The 14590-nt window shown below is 57.3% G+C and carries 13 protein-coding genes; 7 read left to right on the top strand and 6 right to left on the bottom strand.

What is annotated here, in order from left to right:
• Positions 1-64: 64 nt before the first annotated feature.
• The gene (locus B0H98_RS06320) at positions 65-1819 is read right to left on the bottom strand and encodes a putative bifunctional diguanylate cyclase/phosphodiesterase (RefSeq protein WP_106374210.1); all 1755 of its coding nucleotides are present in this window, start codon (positions 1817-1819) and stop codon (positions 65-67) included.
• A 402-nt stretch (positions 1820-2221) separates the two neighbouring features.
• On the opposite strand from B0H98_RS06320, the gene B0H98_RS06315 reads away from it, so the two are divergent.
• Positions 2222-3535 carry a S8 family serine peptidase gene (locus tag B0H98_RS06315; protein ID WP_106374250.1) on the top strand — a complete coding sequence of 438 codons (1314 nt, stop codon included), beginning with the start codon at positions 2222-2224 and terminating at the stop codon, positions 3533-3535.
• A 63-nt stretch (positions 3536-3598) separates the two neighbouring features.
• Complete coding sequence (locus B0H98_RS06310) at positions 3599-3838, top strand: hypothetical protein (protein WP_106374209.1); 240 nt, start codon at positions 3599-3601, stop codon at positions 3836-3838.
• 49 nt (positions 3839-3887) lie between these two features.
• Here B0H98_RS06310 and B0H98_RS06305 read toward each other — a convergent pair whose 3' ends face one another.
• From B0H98_RS06305 to B0H98_RS06290, 4 genes are read right to left on the bottom strand one after another with little or no spacing between them, the layout of a single operon-like run.
• The gene (locus B0H98_RS06305; RefSeq protein WP_106374208.1) at positions 3888-4643 is read right to left on the bottom strand and encodes an alpha/beta hydrolase; all 756 of its coding nucleotides are present in this window, start codon (positions 4641-4643) and stop codon (positions 3888-3890) included.
• Between the two features lie 9 nt (positions 4644-4652).
• Entirely contained in the window at positions 4653-5897 is a 1245-nt protein-coding gene (kynU, locus tag B0H98_RS06300; RefSeq protein WP_106374207.1) for a kynureninase, read from the bottom strand.
• Between the two features lie 51 nt (positions 5898-5948).
• Complete coding sequence (kynA, locus tag B0H98_RS06295) at positions 5949-6779, bottom strand: tryptophan 2,3-dioxygenase (protein ID WP_106374206.1); 831 nt, start codon at positions 6777-6779, stop codon at positions 5949-5951.
• A 1-nt stretch (position 6780) separates the two neighbouring features.
• On the bottom strand, positions 6781-8202 hold the full coding sequence (locus B0H98_RS06290; RefSeq protein ID WP_106374205.1) for a M20 family metallopeptidase: 1422 nt from the start codon (positions 8200-8202) through the stop codon (positions 6781-6783).
• Positions 8203-8384: 182 nt separating this feature from the next.
• On the opposite strand from B0H98_RS06290, the gene B0H98_RS06285 reads away from it, so the two are divergent.
• Positions 8385-9287 carry a LysR family transcriptional regulator gene (locus tag B0H98_RS06285; protein WP_106374204.1) on the top strand — a complete coding sequence of 301 codons (903 nt, stop codon included), beginning with the start codon at positions 8385-8387 and terminating at the stop codon, positions 9285-9287.
• A gap of 25 nt (positions 9288-9312) precedes the next feature.
• On the opposite strand, the gene B0H98_RS06280 is transcribed toward B0H98_RS06285, so the two are convergent.
• Positions 9313-10746 (bottom strand): YfcC family protein, encoded by a 1434-nt coding sequence (locus tag B0H98_RS06280; protein WP_106374203.1) that lies wholly within the window; start codon positions 10744-10746, stop codon positions 9313-9315.
• 368 nt (positions 10747-11114) lie between these two features.
• Between B0H98_RS06280 and B0H98_RS06275 the strand changes: the two genes are divergently transcribed.
• From B0H98_RS06275 to B0H98_RS06260, 4 genes are all read left to right on the top strand, one after another.
• Positions 11115-11630, top strand: coding sequence for an MgtC/SapB family protein (locus tag B0H98_RS06275; RefSeq protein WP_106374202.1), 516 nt, complete (start codon positions 11115-11117; stop codon positions 11628-11630).
• Positions 11631-11781: 151 nt separating this feature from the next.
• Positions 11782-13068 (top strand): DUF945 family protein, encoded by a 1287-nt coding sequence (locus B0H98_RS06270; protein ID WP_167392648.1) that lies wholly within the window; start codon positions 11782-11784, stop codon positions 13066-13068.
• 97 nt (positions 13069-13165) lie between these two features.
• Positions 13166-13861, top strand: a complete 696-nt coding sequence (locus B0H98_RS06265; protein WP_106374200.1) for a DUF3592 domain-containing protein — start codon at positions 13166-13168, stop codon at positions 13859-13861.
• Between the two features lie 108 nt (positions 13862-13969).
• Entirely contained in the window at positions 13970-14563 is a 594-nt protein-coding gene (locus tag B0H98_RS06260; RefSeq protein ID WP_106374199.1) for a LemA family protein, read from the top strand.
• Positions 14564-14590: the final 27 nt, after the last annotated feature.

Genomic DNA, 14590 nt, shown 5'->3' with positions numbered 1-14590 from the left:
AATTCATGCAGTAAATCGAGATAGACGTACCTTCCCGGTAATCAAGCGGGGAGGTCGTCTGCCATTAAATGGCTCTGTTCTGCAGCCACGTTTCGAATGCCGTAGGCAGTAGCGGTTTAGCGATAAAATACCCCTGGGCCTCGTCGCAGCCTAATTCCATGAGGCGACGGTAGGAAGTGTCGTTTTCAATTCCTTCAGCCACCACGCGGTAGCCCAGGTCATGGGCCATTGAAATCATCGAATTGACCAGCGTCTCGGTGCGTGCATCTTCACCAAGCTCGGTGATAAAGCTGCGATCGATTTTTACGGTGTGTGCCGGGATTTCATGTAAATAAGCGAGACTGCTGTAACCGGTACCAAAATCGTCGATAGCGACCCGCAGGCCTGCTGCTATTAGCGCCTTCAATTGGGTAGTTGCCACTTCCCCTTGGCTAATCATGGCGCTTTCGGTCAGTTCCACTTCGATAGCGGTACTGGGTAGGCCCATGCGCGCCATTAAATCCAGCAGCCTTAGGGCAAAATCCTCCTCCTCAAGGTTGGTGGCGGATACATTGACCGAAATCTGAAGTGTTTTTCCCGCCCGGTGCCAAGCGGCTGCTTGTTGAACAACATGATGCAACACCCACTGCGTTAGCGGTTTTACCATGGGCGTGTTTTCGATCAATGGAATAAATTCGTTAGGTGATACTTCACCCAGAGTGGGGTGTTGCCAACGCAACAGCGCTTCCGCCCCCAAACACTCGCCGGTGGCAAGAGAGACTCGCGGCTGGAAGAGCAGGTACAGCTCATCCGCACTTTCAAGTGCCGGGCCGATATCGCCCAATAGGCTAAAGCGTCGTTGGTAATGGGCATCTAGGTCCAATGAAAAGAGCCCGGCCGCTTTTCCTGCCTGATGAGCATCCAGGCAAGCGGCGTGAGCGGTTCGCAAGACATCTTCGGCCGTGACGTCACTCAGGCGAAATGGCGCGATGCCCATGGTAGGGCGTACCAACACGGGTATGGCTTGGGCAGATTCAAGCGCGAGCAGCGCTAGGCGTAAACGAGTCGCTTCTTCCAACAGATCTGCATCACTCTTGTGCTCTACAAGATGCACAAATTGGCATCCGCCCAGGTGATAGAGCTTCGATTTCGAGCCGATGGCCTGCTGCAGACAGCGAGCGGTAATACGTGCCAGGTCATCGAGAAAAGCAGGCCCTACGGTGCGGTGAAGCGTACCCAATTCGCTGGCATCGACCACTTGGGTAAACAAGGCCACTCTTTGGCCATTGGGTGCGTCTCGCTGCATGTCCTGCAAGTCTTCGGCAAACTGATGGCGGTTGGAAAGGCCCGTCAACGGGTCAATGCGGCCAAAAGCATGCTGCAATTCAATCTGTGCCATTACCATGGTAGCCAGATCTTGAAGTGTCGCCTGCTCTTGTTCGGACACCTCGCGTGGCTGAGTGCCCAGAACGCACATAGCGCCCAAGGTATGGCCCTCGCGTGTGATCAGCGGTGCGCCTGCATAGAAACGAATGCCCGAGTTCGCTAAATGGCTGTTCCGGTAGTTTTTTGAGGCAAGAAGATCCGGAATGACGAGAAGTTTTGAGGAGTCACATACATCCGCGCAGGGCGCCGTTTCACGCGGTATCTCCCAGTGATCAACACCTACTCGAGACTTGAACCACTGACGGTTCTCGTCGGTAAGCGACACGGCTGCGATCGGCAAATCGAAGAGCTGGCTGGCCATCCGTGTGATGCGGTCAAAGCTTTCACTGGGCGAGGTATCCAACAGGTTCAACTGGCGGAGTGCAAATAGACGATCCTGTTCCTGGGTACTCATTATGCGTTCTACTACCCTATGAAAAATATTGATCCTTGAGAAATGTCCATAGTAGGCGCTTTCTGAAAAGTTGACGAGCAAAGACGCATCGAGTCGTCTCGATACTTGTGAATCAGACGTCAGCGAAGCCCTCTATACTCTGCGCCTGATTGCTGAGTTTGGCTGACGGCGTTCGATGAAGAGCCCTGCCTTTGATCTGAATCAATAGCCCTAATTTTATAATTAAAAAAACTTAATTTAATCTGGCACAGCCTGATGCATGCATTAGGCTGAAAGCATTAGCTGGTTCTTATGCCTCAATCTTTTTGGCATCAACTTGCAACGTTAATCAGCCTATTTCCTCGGCCACTTGAATCCTCCCGAGTGGCCAACATGCAAAAGCGCAACCAAGAGGCAATCACCATGGCGACGAAACCAAAAGGTAACGGTAGCGGCGGTAAGTCTTCTAATGCGAACTCCCCCATCAACTCGATCGCCTGCGGGCCGGAGCGGCTTTTATTGGCCGCACTGGAGCGAGGCGGCAACTGTACGGAGACCGGGCGCTATCTGGTTAGCTACCGGGATGGCATGTTGGATGAGGGGGTAAAGGCGCTCAAGGACCAGCAGTTTCGCGTAGCCGATGCGCGTGACTTTACCGCCCAGGCCGCCGATCTGGAAGAGGCAGGAGACGCCGAAGTAATGGTGTTTCCGGAACTGGGTGTGGCGCTACTCGGCGGAGACGCCTTGGAGCTGCGTGGAATGCGCACAGACGATAAGCTTTTTGCCCAAAGTGCTATCGAGTGTATCGAGCCCGAGTATTTCATGTTTGCAGAAAGTGCTGAGTATTTGCGAGGGTTCTTGCGCGCCGCGAGCACGATTGCCGAAGACCTTGGTAAGCTCGATGACAACGGAGAAGGGCGTTTAAAAACGAGCGCCGATGAGGTGACCTGGGGGCTTGCCCAGTGCCGAGTGCCACAGAGCTTCTGGACCGGCGCGGGTATTAAAGTCGCTGTACTCGACTCCGGTATGGATCTGGGCCACCCGGATTTTACCGGCCGTTCAATGGATAGCCGCTCTTTTGTGGGCCAGCCCGTTCAGGATCTTCATGGTCACGGTACGCACTGCATCGGTACTGCCTGTGGGCCAAGAACGGCGTCGGGCCGCATACCCGGCTACGGCGTGGCTTCTCAGGCGCAGATATTGGTGGGTAAGGTGCTTACCAACGCAGGCGGTAGCGCGGGCGCAAGTGTGCTGTCGGGAATGAACTGGGCGGTTGCCAATCGGTGCGAGGTGATCTCGATGTCGCTGGGTGGCCAAAGCCCGGTGCAGGCGGCGTTCACCAACGCGGGCGCGGCGGCGCTACGCAACGGTTGCCTTGCCATTGCCGCCTCGGGCAACGAGGGGCTCAATACCGGCTCGCCAGCCAACTCGCCCACCATCATGTCGGTAGCTTCGCTGGACCCTAATTTGCGGCCTTCCAATTTCTCCAATTACGGCAAAGTAGAGATCGCAGCCCCAGGGCGCGATGTGCTTTCATCCTGGCCGCGGCCGGTCAATTACCGCACGATCAGTGGCACCAGTATGGCCACGCCCCATGTGGCGGGCTGCGCCGCGCTCTGGGCGCAGTCGGATGCCTCGCTAAGGGGCATGAATCTTTGGCGGCGGCTGGTGGATTCCGCCCAGAATTTGCCCTATCCGGAGGCTCGCGTGGGCGCGGGGCTGGTACAGGCGCCTTGATACGCTGATAATCCCTGGGTAAGCGGGTTGGCTGCCCAGGGCACTTATCTTGGAGACAAGGCGATGCAGAAGATTGAGCTGTGGATCATTACCATTTCAAGTGACCGGTCGATCACCGATATCGCGGCGCGACTCAAAGCTGAAGGCCTGACGATCTGTGATTTGCTGGAAGATATTGGCTGTATTACCGGCGAGGCGGACAACGCCACGGCCGAGCGCCTGAAACACATTGACGGCGTGGTGGATATCGCCCCGGATATGCCTATCGATCTTGGCCCGCCCGATTCCAACCAGGCCTGGTAACGCCAGGCGGATGGATGGTGCGGCCTGGTTGTTCGGGCAGGAACAAGCGTTAGAGATAATCCAGTACGTCGAAGTGATCACACCCCGGCACATCCAGAAGCTCCGCCTGCACTTGGGCATCGCGAAGGGCCGTGACAAAGTCGTGGCTCTGCTCTCGAAACGCGGGCGGGTCGTTTTCCGCCACCACCACCTGGCAGGGGGGAAGCTGGTCGAGCCGGCCAAACCGGGGGCTGAGTGCCTGCGCCTGGGTGGAGCTCAGGCCCAGCGGCTGGTTGACGTAGGTATCCACCAGCGGCGTGAGATCGAACACGCCGCTGACCAGCAGCAGTTTGTCTATTGGCACCGTACCGCGGGCGGCGACCCAGTACGCCAGCTGAGCGCCGGCGCTGTGTCCGCCCAAATGAATCCCCCACGCCCCACCGTGATGATTCAAGGCGTGGCAGGCCGCCTCGAGGCCTAGCTGGCACTGCTCGATCATCGTCTTGATCGAGGTCTCAGGGGCCAGCCCATACTCGAGCGAAGCAAAGGCCATGCCGCGGGCCAGGTAGCGTTCGGCCAGAAAGTCCGTGGCGGTGTGGTCCAGCGCCTGCCAGTAGCCGCCGTGGATGAACACCATCAGCGGCCATGGGCCTTCGCCTTCGGGTATGAACAGGTTGAAACTGTCCGCCTCGCCTGGGTTGACCGCCACCGGGGGGTGGCGTTCGGCCAGGGCGCCCCCGGCTTCACTCTGACGGGCGAGCGTGGCTTCATGATCTCGCGCGAAGCGGCTGGGCGAGTAGGCGATATCCTTTGGCGTTTCCGTCATGGCAATCTCTCAGGTCACCGCGCCGCGGACATGAAACTGCGGGTCCTTGAACTCGCCGCTTTCCACTACCTCGCGAAAGTGCCGGGCCGCCTGCCACACGTCCTCGAAACTGAGATACAGCGGGGTGAAGCCAAAGCGCATCAGCCCCGGCTCGCGATAGTCTCCGATCACCCCGCGGGCAATCAATGCCTGCACGATGGCGTAGCCGTTCTCACCATCGATCAGCGATACCTGGCTGCCGCGCTGGTTGGCGGATGGGGTGATGTCCTCGATGCCGTGGGTGTTGAACAGGTCGCTCAGACAGTCGCGGAAAAGATCCGTCAGGGCGAGGCTTTTCTCGCGCAGGGCCTGCATGTCCACCTCGCTCCACAGCGCAAGCGAAGCTTCGAGCGCGGTGTAGGCCAGTGCCGAATGGGTGCCGGTGCGAAAGCGCGAGATATCGCTGGCGGGGGCGTAGTCGGCATCGAACGCGAAGGGCGCGGCGTGGCCGTGCCAGCCGGAAAGGGGCTGCCAGCCGCCGTCCTGAACGCGCTGATGAACGTACAGAAACGCAGGCGCCCCGGGGCCGCCGTTCAGGTACTTGTAGGTACAGCCCACCGCAAAGCGCGCCCCGCTTTCGTTCAGGTGAACCGGCAGTGCGCCCGCGGAGTGGGCAAGATCCCAGATCACCTCGACGCCGTGGTCGTGAACAAGCTGGGTAATGGCGGCCATGTCGCGAAGCGCGCCGGTGCGGTAGTTCACCTGGCTGAGCACGACCACCGCCACGCCGTCCAGATGCTCGGCAAGCTCGGCGCCTTCCGGCAGAAAGCGGTGCTCGAAACCGCTGACCTGACAAAAGCCCTGGGCAATGTAGCCGTCGGTGGGGAAGTTGCCGCCCTCGGAAAGCACCGCACGGCGCTCAGTCGGAGCCTGCTGGGTGATGTAGCCCAACAGCTTGAAGATATTGAGCGTGATGTTGTCGGTTACGCAGACCTCACCCTGGCCCGCGCCGATGACCGGGGCCAACAGGTCACCCAGCCGCTCGGGGGAGTCGAACCAGCCCTGGTTCCAGCCCTTGATCAGCTCGTCGCGCCACTGATCCAGCGTCGCGTTAACCGCCTGCCTTGCTGCGGTGGGCTGGGCGCCGAGGGAATTGCCGTCGAGATAAAGCACGCCTTCAGGCAGAGAGAAATGCGCCTTGAAGCCAGCCAAGGGATCCTTTTGGTCGCGCTCTTGAACGCTTTCCAGGGTGATACCGTTCAAACCTTGCGTCATATCCGCTACTCCAGAAAATCGAATGCCGCTGCTTTGCAATACCATAGGCACCTAGATGGTGGTGCGCACGCTCCAAAGCTCCGGGAAGAACTGCAGGTCCAGCGCCTTGACCAGGTAGTTGACGCCTGCCGTGCCGCCAGTGCCACGCCGGTAGCCGATGATGCGCTCCACGGTTTTCATGTGGTTGAACCGCCAGCGCTGGAAGTTGAACTCCACGTCCACCAGCTTTTCGGCAAGCTCATACAGATCCCAGTATTGTTCGCTGTTGCGGTAGATGTCGGTCCAGGCCGCTTCGACGTCGGGGCTTGCCGTATAGGGTACGCTCCAGTCGCGTTCGACCTTGTCATGGGGAATGTTGAACCCGCGACGGGCCAGCAGTTGCAGCACGATGTCGTAGAGACTCGGCGCGTTCAGGCATGCCTGAAGTTTCTGGTAGTGCTTGGGCTTGGCGCGGTGGGCTTCGATCAGCTTGGCGTTCTTGTTGCCCAGCAGAAATTCGATTTCGCGGTACTGGTAGGACTGAAAGCCTGAACTCTGGCCCAGGCTATCGCGAAAGCTTGCGTAGTCCGCCGGGGTCATGGTGACCAGTACTTCCCAGGCCTTGATCAGCTGTTCCTGAATTCGCGACACCCGGCTGAGCATCTTGAACGCCGGGGAGAGGTTGTCGTTCTGGATATGCTGTGCCGCCCCGTGGGCTTCGTGCAGGCAGAGCTTGATCCAGAGCTCGGACACCTGGTGGATGACGATGAACAGCAGCTCGTCGTGCTCGCTTGATGCCGGGTTCTGGCAGGCGAGCAAGGGCTCGAGATCCAGGTATTGGCCGTAGCTGATGTCCTGGTCCCAATGGATGGCTTCGTTATCGACGCTGTTTTTAGTGATCATGCTAGTGTCCGCCTCTTGGCAGGTGAGTTTGCGCATCAGGCTCGCCGAGATCCCAGAATACGCCAGCGGCCATCTTTAATCCCTGTTCGAGAATGCTTTCCAGCAGATGCTCATCAGGCGCGTGCTGATTGCAGGATGGGTAGGAGTGGGGCAGCCATACCGTGGGCAGGCCGAGCGCATCGGAAAAGCAGTGGTTGGGAATGGTGCCGCCCAGGTTGGGAAGAATGTGCGCGGGTTCACCCAGGCTTTGCTGCGCCGACTGAGCCACGAAACCGACCCAGGGGTGGCCGGGGTCCAGCCGGGTAGCGGCGTAACCGCCCAGCATTTCGAGCTCGATGGCCTCAAAGCCGTGGGCATTCAGATGCGCACGCAGGTTCTCTTCCACCGCCTGCCAGTCGGTGCCTTTCACGAAGCGCAGCTGCATGACGGCCTCAGCGCTTGCTGGAATGGCGCCGACGGGCTTGTCCGTGCGGCCTGCGCTCATGCCCAGCACTTCCAGGGTATTGGCGCCGTACAGGCGTTCGCCGTTGGTCAGCGCTTTTTCGCCCCAGCACTCGTTGATAGCGGGGTCAGAGCGTCCACCGCCTACCGGCAGATCGCGAATCAGCGCGGAGAGCGCCTCGGTCATGGCCGGTGCCCGGAGAAAATCGACCTGAAGGCGGCCTTCGCTGGATAGCAGCGTGGCGATGGCATTGCACAGCACGACCGCCGGATTGGTGATGACGCCTCCCCAGTTGCCGGAGTGGCGGCCACCGTTGCCGGGGTTGAGTGAAAGCTTGAACTGCACCACGCCGCGCGAGCCCAGAAACAGCGTGGGCATATCGGCACGGATGCGCGGGCCGTCGGAGGCGAGAAACAGATCCGCCGTAAGCGTTTCCTGATAGGCGCGGCAGGTCTCTTCAAGTCCCGGCGAGCCTATCTCTTCGCTCATCTCGAACAGGATCTTGACGTTGTAGCCAAGCTGGCCCTCACGTGCCTTGATCACCGCTTCGAGCGCGGTCAGGTTGACGCTGTGCTGGCCCTTGTTATCCGCAGTGCCGCGCCCGTAAACGCGGCCATCGATAAAGGTCAGCGCCCAGGGATCGATACCGTCGGCCCAGGTATCTTCCTGGCCGTCGGTCACGTCGCCGTGGCCGTACAGCAGAAGCGTTGCAAGGCCCGGGTCTTCGATGCGCTGACCGATCAGCAGCGGGGGGCGGCCGGGCAAGGGGTTATCGATGATTTCGCAGCCAAAGCCCAGTCGGCTCAGAAGTGGCACCATTTCCTGAGTCAGATAATCGTGCAGCGTGGATTGGCGAGCGGGGTCCTGGCTGACCGTTTGCATGGCCACCCGGCGCGCCAGGGTGTCGTAAAAGGTGCCATCCGTCAGCGTGTCAGTGGCAAGCGTGAGGGCGCGTGCGCGTCCTGAAAGTGATTGATCCATAAACTGCCCTTGTCGTTGTCCTTGCAGAGAAGCGGTGCGGGTAATCGTTGACCTAGAGCCTAAATCTTGCCGTGCTTTGCGACCATCATTAATATCTCAAGCATTCTTTCTAATTCTGTAAAACCACGGTTATTCCCAACCAGCACAAACGCCTGCCGGTTGCCCGTACATTTGGAGGCGATATGCTGGAGCTCAACTTGCGCTATTTTCACAGCGTGGCCAAGACCGGCTCGCTTTCCGCCGCTGCGGAAGAGCTGCACGTCGCCGTCTCGGCGGTAAGCCGCCAGATCACCAACCTGGAGCAGCGCCTGGGCTTGAAGCTTTTCGATCGCCAGCCGCGCGGCATGCAGCTGAACGAGGCGGGCAGGCTGCTCCAGGCGTATGCACTGCGCAATCAGTTGGAGGTGGAAAGCGTGATCACTCAGATGAAGGAGGTCACCACCCGCCAGCAGAAAAGAATCAACGTGGCCTGCCCGGACGGCATGGCCTGGCACTTTCTGCCCAGCGTGATTTCGGCGTTTATCCTCCAGTATCCGGACACCCGGTTCGATCTGCAGGTGGTGGATTCCGTACGTGCCTCAAAGCTTGTGCAAGAGGGCGCGGCGGATATCGCTCTGACGTTCAGCCTGTCGCCGGATATCGGCATTCAAGTGGTGTCAAGCCACAGTGCGGCGATTGGCGCGCTGATGTCCCGGCAACACCCGTTGGCCGAGTGCGCCACGCTTTCGGTAAAAGCGCTGAGCCAGTATCCCGTGACCATGTCACTCAACGGCTCGACCGTGCGCTATCTTTTCGACGTGGCGTGCAGCCTGGCCGGCGTCACGGTGCAGCCAAGTTTTGTCTGCGATTCACTCGGGGCCACCTATACCATGGTGAGCGAGCACCCGAACATGATCGGTCTGTGCAGCGCCGTCGCGGTGAGCGGCAAGACCGAAAGCGAAGGCCTGGTATTCAAGCTGCTTCAGGAGCCGCAGCTGGCGCTTCGAAGCCTGCAGGTGCAGGTCATGGCCGAGCGGCATATGCCTGGGCATATCGACGCTTTTTTAACCTTTCTGGAAGCGCGGCTGAAGGCGGCCTGCCGGTAAGGGCACGCCGCCCGCCGTGGGTAGATCAGAATGGGCCGTAGTTGATAGCCACGGCCACCGCCACGAACACGCCGCCGGTCACGATCCAGATCGCGACCAGGGGCAGGGCGAACTTGAACCACTCGACGTAGGAGATACGTGCGATGGCAAGGCAGGCCATCAGCGTGCCGGAAAGCGGGGTAATGATGTTGGTGACCGCATCGCCCAGCTTGAAGGTGATGAACGTTGCCTGGCGGGTAACGTCAAGCATATCGCCAATGGGTACCATGATCGGCATGACGATTGCCGCCTGGCCGGTGCCGGAGGTGATCAGCCCGTTGAAGACCAGGTTGAACGCATAGAGAAGCTCCATCGCGACGATCTTGCCGTGGCCATCCAGTGACGTAGCCACACTGTGTACCAGCGTATCGATAAGCTGGGCCTGCTTCAGCAGCACGATGACCGCAGCCGCCACGCCGACCACCAGCGCGCCGTACATCACTTCACCCGCACCGTTCATCAGGCGTTTGACAAAGTCGTTGGGAGAGATCCGCCCGATGAAGGCCGTCGCGATACCCAGCATCAGGAAGGTGGCGGAAAGCTGAGGAATGCCCCAATCGCGGTTGAAGGCGCCGAACAGGAACAAGCCGATGGCCAGGGGGAACAGTGCCAGCACGAGCTTATGGGTCAGGGTAAAGGCGGGGTGGGCATCCGGCTGGCTATTCTGGCCTGCGCTTTCGAACGCCTCGGCGCCCATCACGCTCAAGTGGGGGTTGTGCTTGATCCGTGTGGCGTAGCGGCAGATATAGGCGGCGGTAATCGCCAGAAAGACCACAAAGATCGCCCCGCGGAACATGAAACCTGAAAACAGCGGAAGCTCGGCGATGGTTTGCCCCGTAATGGTCACGGTAGGATCGAACACGCCGGCGCCAAAACCGGCGTAGGAACCCAGAAAGATGATCGCAACGCCGACGATCGGGTCGAGCTTCATCGAACGGGCCAGAATCAAGCCGATAGGAATGAAGGCGATGGCGAGGTTAGCCCCCACGCCCACCGAGGCAAGCGTTGCGAAGGTGGCGCAGTAGACGAAGATAAGCAGATTCTGGCGGCCTTGCGCCAGATTGAGCAGGCGGTAGATACCGGCGCTGATGGCCCCGGTCGACTCGATGACCTTCAGCACGCCACCCACGATCAGAATAAGAAAGACCAGCGTTGATGCGGCCACCAGCCCGTTATGGATGGCGGTGAACAGATCCATCACGTTAAGCGGTGCGGCTTCGATATAGCGAAAGCTGTCGGTCGCCACCTGGGTCAGGCCGTTGGCGGTACTGCGCTCATAGGTGCCGGCGGGAATGATATAGGACGCCAGCAAGACCAGAATCATGAAGCCGAACAGGATGATGAAGACATCCGGCATGGGCAGCTTTTTCTTCCTGGGCGCCGCGGCGCCTGCCTCACCGGGGGTGGTCTTTAAGGGCATGAGGAGTCTCCACTTTCAGAGGATTATCGTTTTAATGGGTAAAGCGTGCGTAGAGAGGCGTACTCGAGGCGCGCCGCCGTTGACTTCGCGCCGGGCGCTTTCATGGGCGCATCGTGGTTGAAAACCGTATCGTTGTTTGAAAATCAACCTACCAAGGAAGCTAAAAGCGGACAATTGTAAATAAAACAAACCTGCTTTCTATTTTCGGCAAGGAGTGGCGCTCTATATCACCCCGGCACACGGCTATCAAACAGGGCAGAATGGCTACCGTATAGCCAAGCGGTATATCAGCGTCTATACAGAAGGTGGCGCCGCTTGGGAAATCTCATCGGCGAGTTTTCAATAAGTTGAATAACAGGGTTCATGCGATGGAGTTGATCCGCACTACCATTATTTCAGAGTTTTCCGATTTCAATGATGTCAGTGAATTCATCATCTTGATCATTCGTTTGCTGATGGCGGCATTTCTTGGCGGCCTTTTAGGGCTAGAGCGCGAGCTGAGCGGTAAACCGGCAGGAATACGCACTCATATGCTGGTGTGCATGGGGGCGGCGCTATTTATATTGATCCCCGAACAAACCGGCATTACCGATGCCGAGATGAGCCGGGTTATTCAGGGAGTGATCAGCGGAATCGGTTTTTTATGTGCCGGCAGTATTATCACTCGCAAGAACGACCTGTTCGCAACGGGCCTTACCACCGCCGCCGGTATCTGGTTTACCGCTGCCATCGGTGTTGCCGTGGGCCTTGGGCGTGAACAGACGGCATTTGTATGTGCTGTGCTGGCGTGGACAGTACTTTATGTAGTGCCCTTATTTTCGCGGTCAATTACCGGGCAAAAGCCGAGACGCCCAGCACCCGATGAAGACGGTACTGACAATTAAAGAGCGGCCGATATGGGTCAATTCATTACGAATCGAGCTTTACCGGCTCACGTCTTCGCGCTTAACGAACGATAGGTTTTCAGTGTTAAATAAGTGATAATTAATAATCATTCGGATCAAGAGATGCATTATGGCTGTCAAGGCTAAAACATTGGTTATTACGGCCGCCGGTATCGCGGTTATTGGTGCAGGCGGATATCTCGGCGCTCAGGCAGTGGTCGGAAACGAAGTTGAAAAAGCGCTTACCCAAAGCTTTGCACAACTCGACGATACGCTTTCCTGGTATGCACGCGATGTCGTCATCGATAAATCGCTGTTCACGACGTCAGTAAGTGCCACCATCGGCGTGGTGGGGGCTGAAAATGCCGATGCCCAGGTAAACCTGCAGGTAAACCACGGCGTTCTCAGAAGCCCGACCACCGGCACGATTCATCCCAACGAGCAGTTTCTGCGCGGAGATATCGATGTTGATCTGGTGGCTACACGAAGCGCCGTGACAGGCCAGCTGACGGCAGACTCATTAAGCGGCGTGGAACTGGACGCCACGTTGCAGGCGCTGGTGGTGGATCTGGATCTTGAAGATCGAGACATCTGGCGTATAGACGGCCAGGCTCGTGAGATCGTCATCAACAATGAGAGTGACTCGGTGCGTATCGTATCACCGCGCTTTGAAAACCACTCTGAGGAAGCCTCCCGCCTCATACAGCAGTATCTTGAAATACCTCGCGTCGAGTTCCTGGCCCAGGGGATCAATGTATACCTGGACGGCATCGAATTTGAAGCCGAATCTGAATCTATCGATGAACGCCGAATCGTCAATTCAGGCGGGCATTTCAAGGTGGCCGATATCGGCGCCGACGATACGTCGATAGGCAGCCTGTATTTCGATATGGATGCAAGAAACTGGGACATGCCTGCATTTCAGGCCTTTCAGGAAGCCTACGCGCCCTTGGCAGAGATGCGTCTGGCTCAGCAAGAGCAGGGCGTTCCCGGTGACGAGCAGCAAGAGCGTGATCTGCTGATTCAAGCCATTGAAAGTGGTTACGAGTTTCTGATTGCCAACCCGTCGATTGCCCTGCAGCCCCTTGAAGCTCATGTTGTTCTTCCGATGCTGGATGTAGATTTCAAGCCACGCTTGACTGCAGATATCAGCTTCAATGGCGAAGGCCTTTCAAAGGACGCTTTATACCGTGCTTGGTGGGACAATCGTTTGCAGTTGCCCGAGCAGCTAGAGAGTGAGGGCATCATGAGTCCGGCCGAAGCCCAGGAGTACCTTGCCAACCGTCTGAGTCTGGATATCAGCGTCACGACACCGCCGCCGCTGGTGCTTTCGCTCATTCCCCTGCCGTTTTCGATGATGATGGATCCTGAGCAGGAAACTCAGCAGGTGATCTGGCACGAAGGCAGTTTAACCGTCAATGGTGAGCAGGTAATGTAAGCCAGAGTGATGTTTTCGCGGGCACTTCATTAGATTGACTTATGTAGTGCCCGTTGTTGTTGTGGTTTATGGAGTAGTCTTGTTCAAGGGATTAAGTATGCGCGTAATGTCTATTGCCAAATATTTCATCATCATGGTGGGGGCGGGTCTTTTAGTCGTCGCTTTTTTTCTTTATCAAAATTCACAGACATTTGTCGATAAGGCTGCCAGTACTGAAGGTACGGTAGTGGGGTTAATGGAGTCGCGCTCTGAGGACTCGATCACTTATCGACCCGTTGTCCAATATACGCCAGAGAATGGTTCCATGCTGGAGTTCACTTCATCGGCTGGCAGTAATCCCCCCAATTATTCGCGAGGCCAGCGCATTGAAGTGCTGTATGACCCCGCAAATCCTGCTAATGCTCGAATAAAAAGCTTTTTCTCTTTGTGGGGAGCACCATTGATTCTGGCAGGGCTAGGCGCTTTATGTTTCATATCAGGCGCTGGCGCTTTTGTATTTTCACGGTTGGCACACCGTAGCAATCAATCGCTAATGGAAAATGGCCTGCGTATCGATACCCAGTTTCAGGGTGTCGAACGTAATACGGCATTTTCCATCAATGGTAAATATCCTTATCAGGTGGTAGCCCAATGGCTAAATCCCTCTACCAACCAGGTGCATGTGTTCAAGAGCCAGAATATCTGGTTTGACCCTTCTTCTTATATCAATACGGATACGATTGCGGTTTTCGTCGAGCCCGGTAACTTCAAGAAGCATCATGTTGATTTAAGTTTCCTGCCCAAACTTGCCTGATAAGAAAGTCGCCCTCTGCCGGCAATACCGCCAGAGCGTGATACGCAGTTGTAAGCAGTACGTGTTGATTATTGATCCTAGCTTATATAACCCGACTGAGGAATGACCATGGTTCTGACTATCGTTATTGTCGCGGTAATCGCGATTATCGCTTTTTATATTATTGGTGTTTATAACCGTCTTGTATCACTACGCAACCGCTTCCAGAACGCCTTCGCTCAGACTGAAGTGCAGCTCAAACGTCGCCACGACTTGATTCCCAATCTGGTCGAAACCGCGAAAGGGTACTTGTCTCATGAGCGTGAAACCCTGGAAGCGGTCATTCAGGCACGCAACTCGGCAGCGTCAGGGCTCAAGGCAGCGGCGGCTAACCCGGGTAGCGCCAAGGCGATGGCAGAACTTGGTGGTGCTGAAGGTGCACTTACCCAGGCGATGGGGCGGCTGAATGTGGTGATGGAAGCCTATCCGGATCTGAAAGCTGCTCAGAACATGCAGCAGCTCTCAGAAGAGCTTTCCAGCACCGAGAACAAGGTAGCCTTTGCCCGTCAGGCATTTAATGATGCTGTCATGCGTTACAACACTTACCGCCAAAGCTTCCCGCCGGTTGCAATAGCGTCAATGGTAGGTCATGGCGAGGATGCCTCTTTCCTGGAGTTCGAGGACAGTGCGCAGATTCAGTCAGCGCCGAAAATCTCTTTCTGAACCGACGCTGAACTCGCAGGGAGAGGC

This window comes from Vreelandella songnenensis (genome assembly GCF_003002925.1).
In the GTDB taxonomy this organism is placed as follows: Bacteria; Pseudomonadota; Gammaproteobacteria; order Pseudomonadales; family Halomonadaceae; genus Vreelandella; species Vreelandella songnenensis.
The sequence above is the reverse complement of the archived record's forward strand: the minus strand, read 5'-3'. Positions and strand labels throughout refer to the sequence as shown.

Coding starts and splice junctions, on each gene's coding strand:
- B0H98_RS06285 (WP_106374204.1), top strand. CDS start 8,385: ATGCTGGAGCTCAACTTGCGCTATTTTCACAGCGTGGCCAAGACCGGC.
- B0H98_RS06280 (WP_106374203.1), bottom strand. CDS start 10,746: ATGCCCTTAAAGACCACCCCCGGTGAGGCAGGCGCCGCGGCGCCCAGG.
- B0H98_RS06315 (WP_106374250.1), top strand. CDS start 2,222: ATGGCGACGAAACCAAAAGGTAACGGTAGCGGCGGTAAGTCTTCTAAT.
- B0H98_RS06290 (WP_106374205.1), bottom strand. CDS start 8,202: ATGGATCAATCACTTTCAGGACGCGCACGCGCCCTCACGCTTGCCACT.
- B0H98_RS06260 (WP_106374199.1), top strand. CDS start 13,970: ATGGTTCTGACTATCGTTATTGTCGCGGTAATCGCGATTATCGCTTTT.
- B0H98_RS06305 (WP_106374208.1), bottom strand. CDS start 4,643: ATGACGGAAACGCCAAAGGATATCGCCTACTCGCCCAGCCGCTTCGCG.
- B0H98_RS06320 (WP_106374210.1), bottom strand. CDS start 1,819: ATGAGTACCCAGGAACAGGATCGTCTATTTGCACTCCGCCAGTTGAAC.
- B0H98_RS06265 (WP_106374200.1), top strand. CDS start 13,166: ATGCGCGTAATGTCTATTGCCAAATATTTCATCATCATGGTGGGGGCG.
- kynA (WP_106374206.1), bottom strand. CDS start 6,779: ATGATCACTAAAAACAGCGTCGATAACGAAGCCATCCATTGGGACCAG.
- B0H98_RS06275 (WP_106374202.1), top strand. CDS start 11,115: ATGGAGTTGATCCGCACTACCATTATTTCAGAGTTTTCCGATTTCAAT.
- B0H98_RS06310 (WP_106374209.1), top strand. CDS start 3,599: ATGCAGAAGATTGAGCTGTGGATCATTACCATTTCAAGTGACCGGTCG.
- kynU (WP_106374207.1), bottom strand. CDS start 5,897: ATGACGCAAGGTTTGAACGGTATCACCCTGGAAAGCGTTCAAGAGCGC.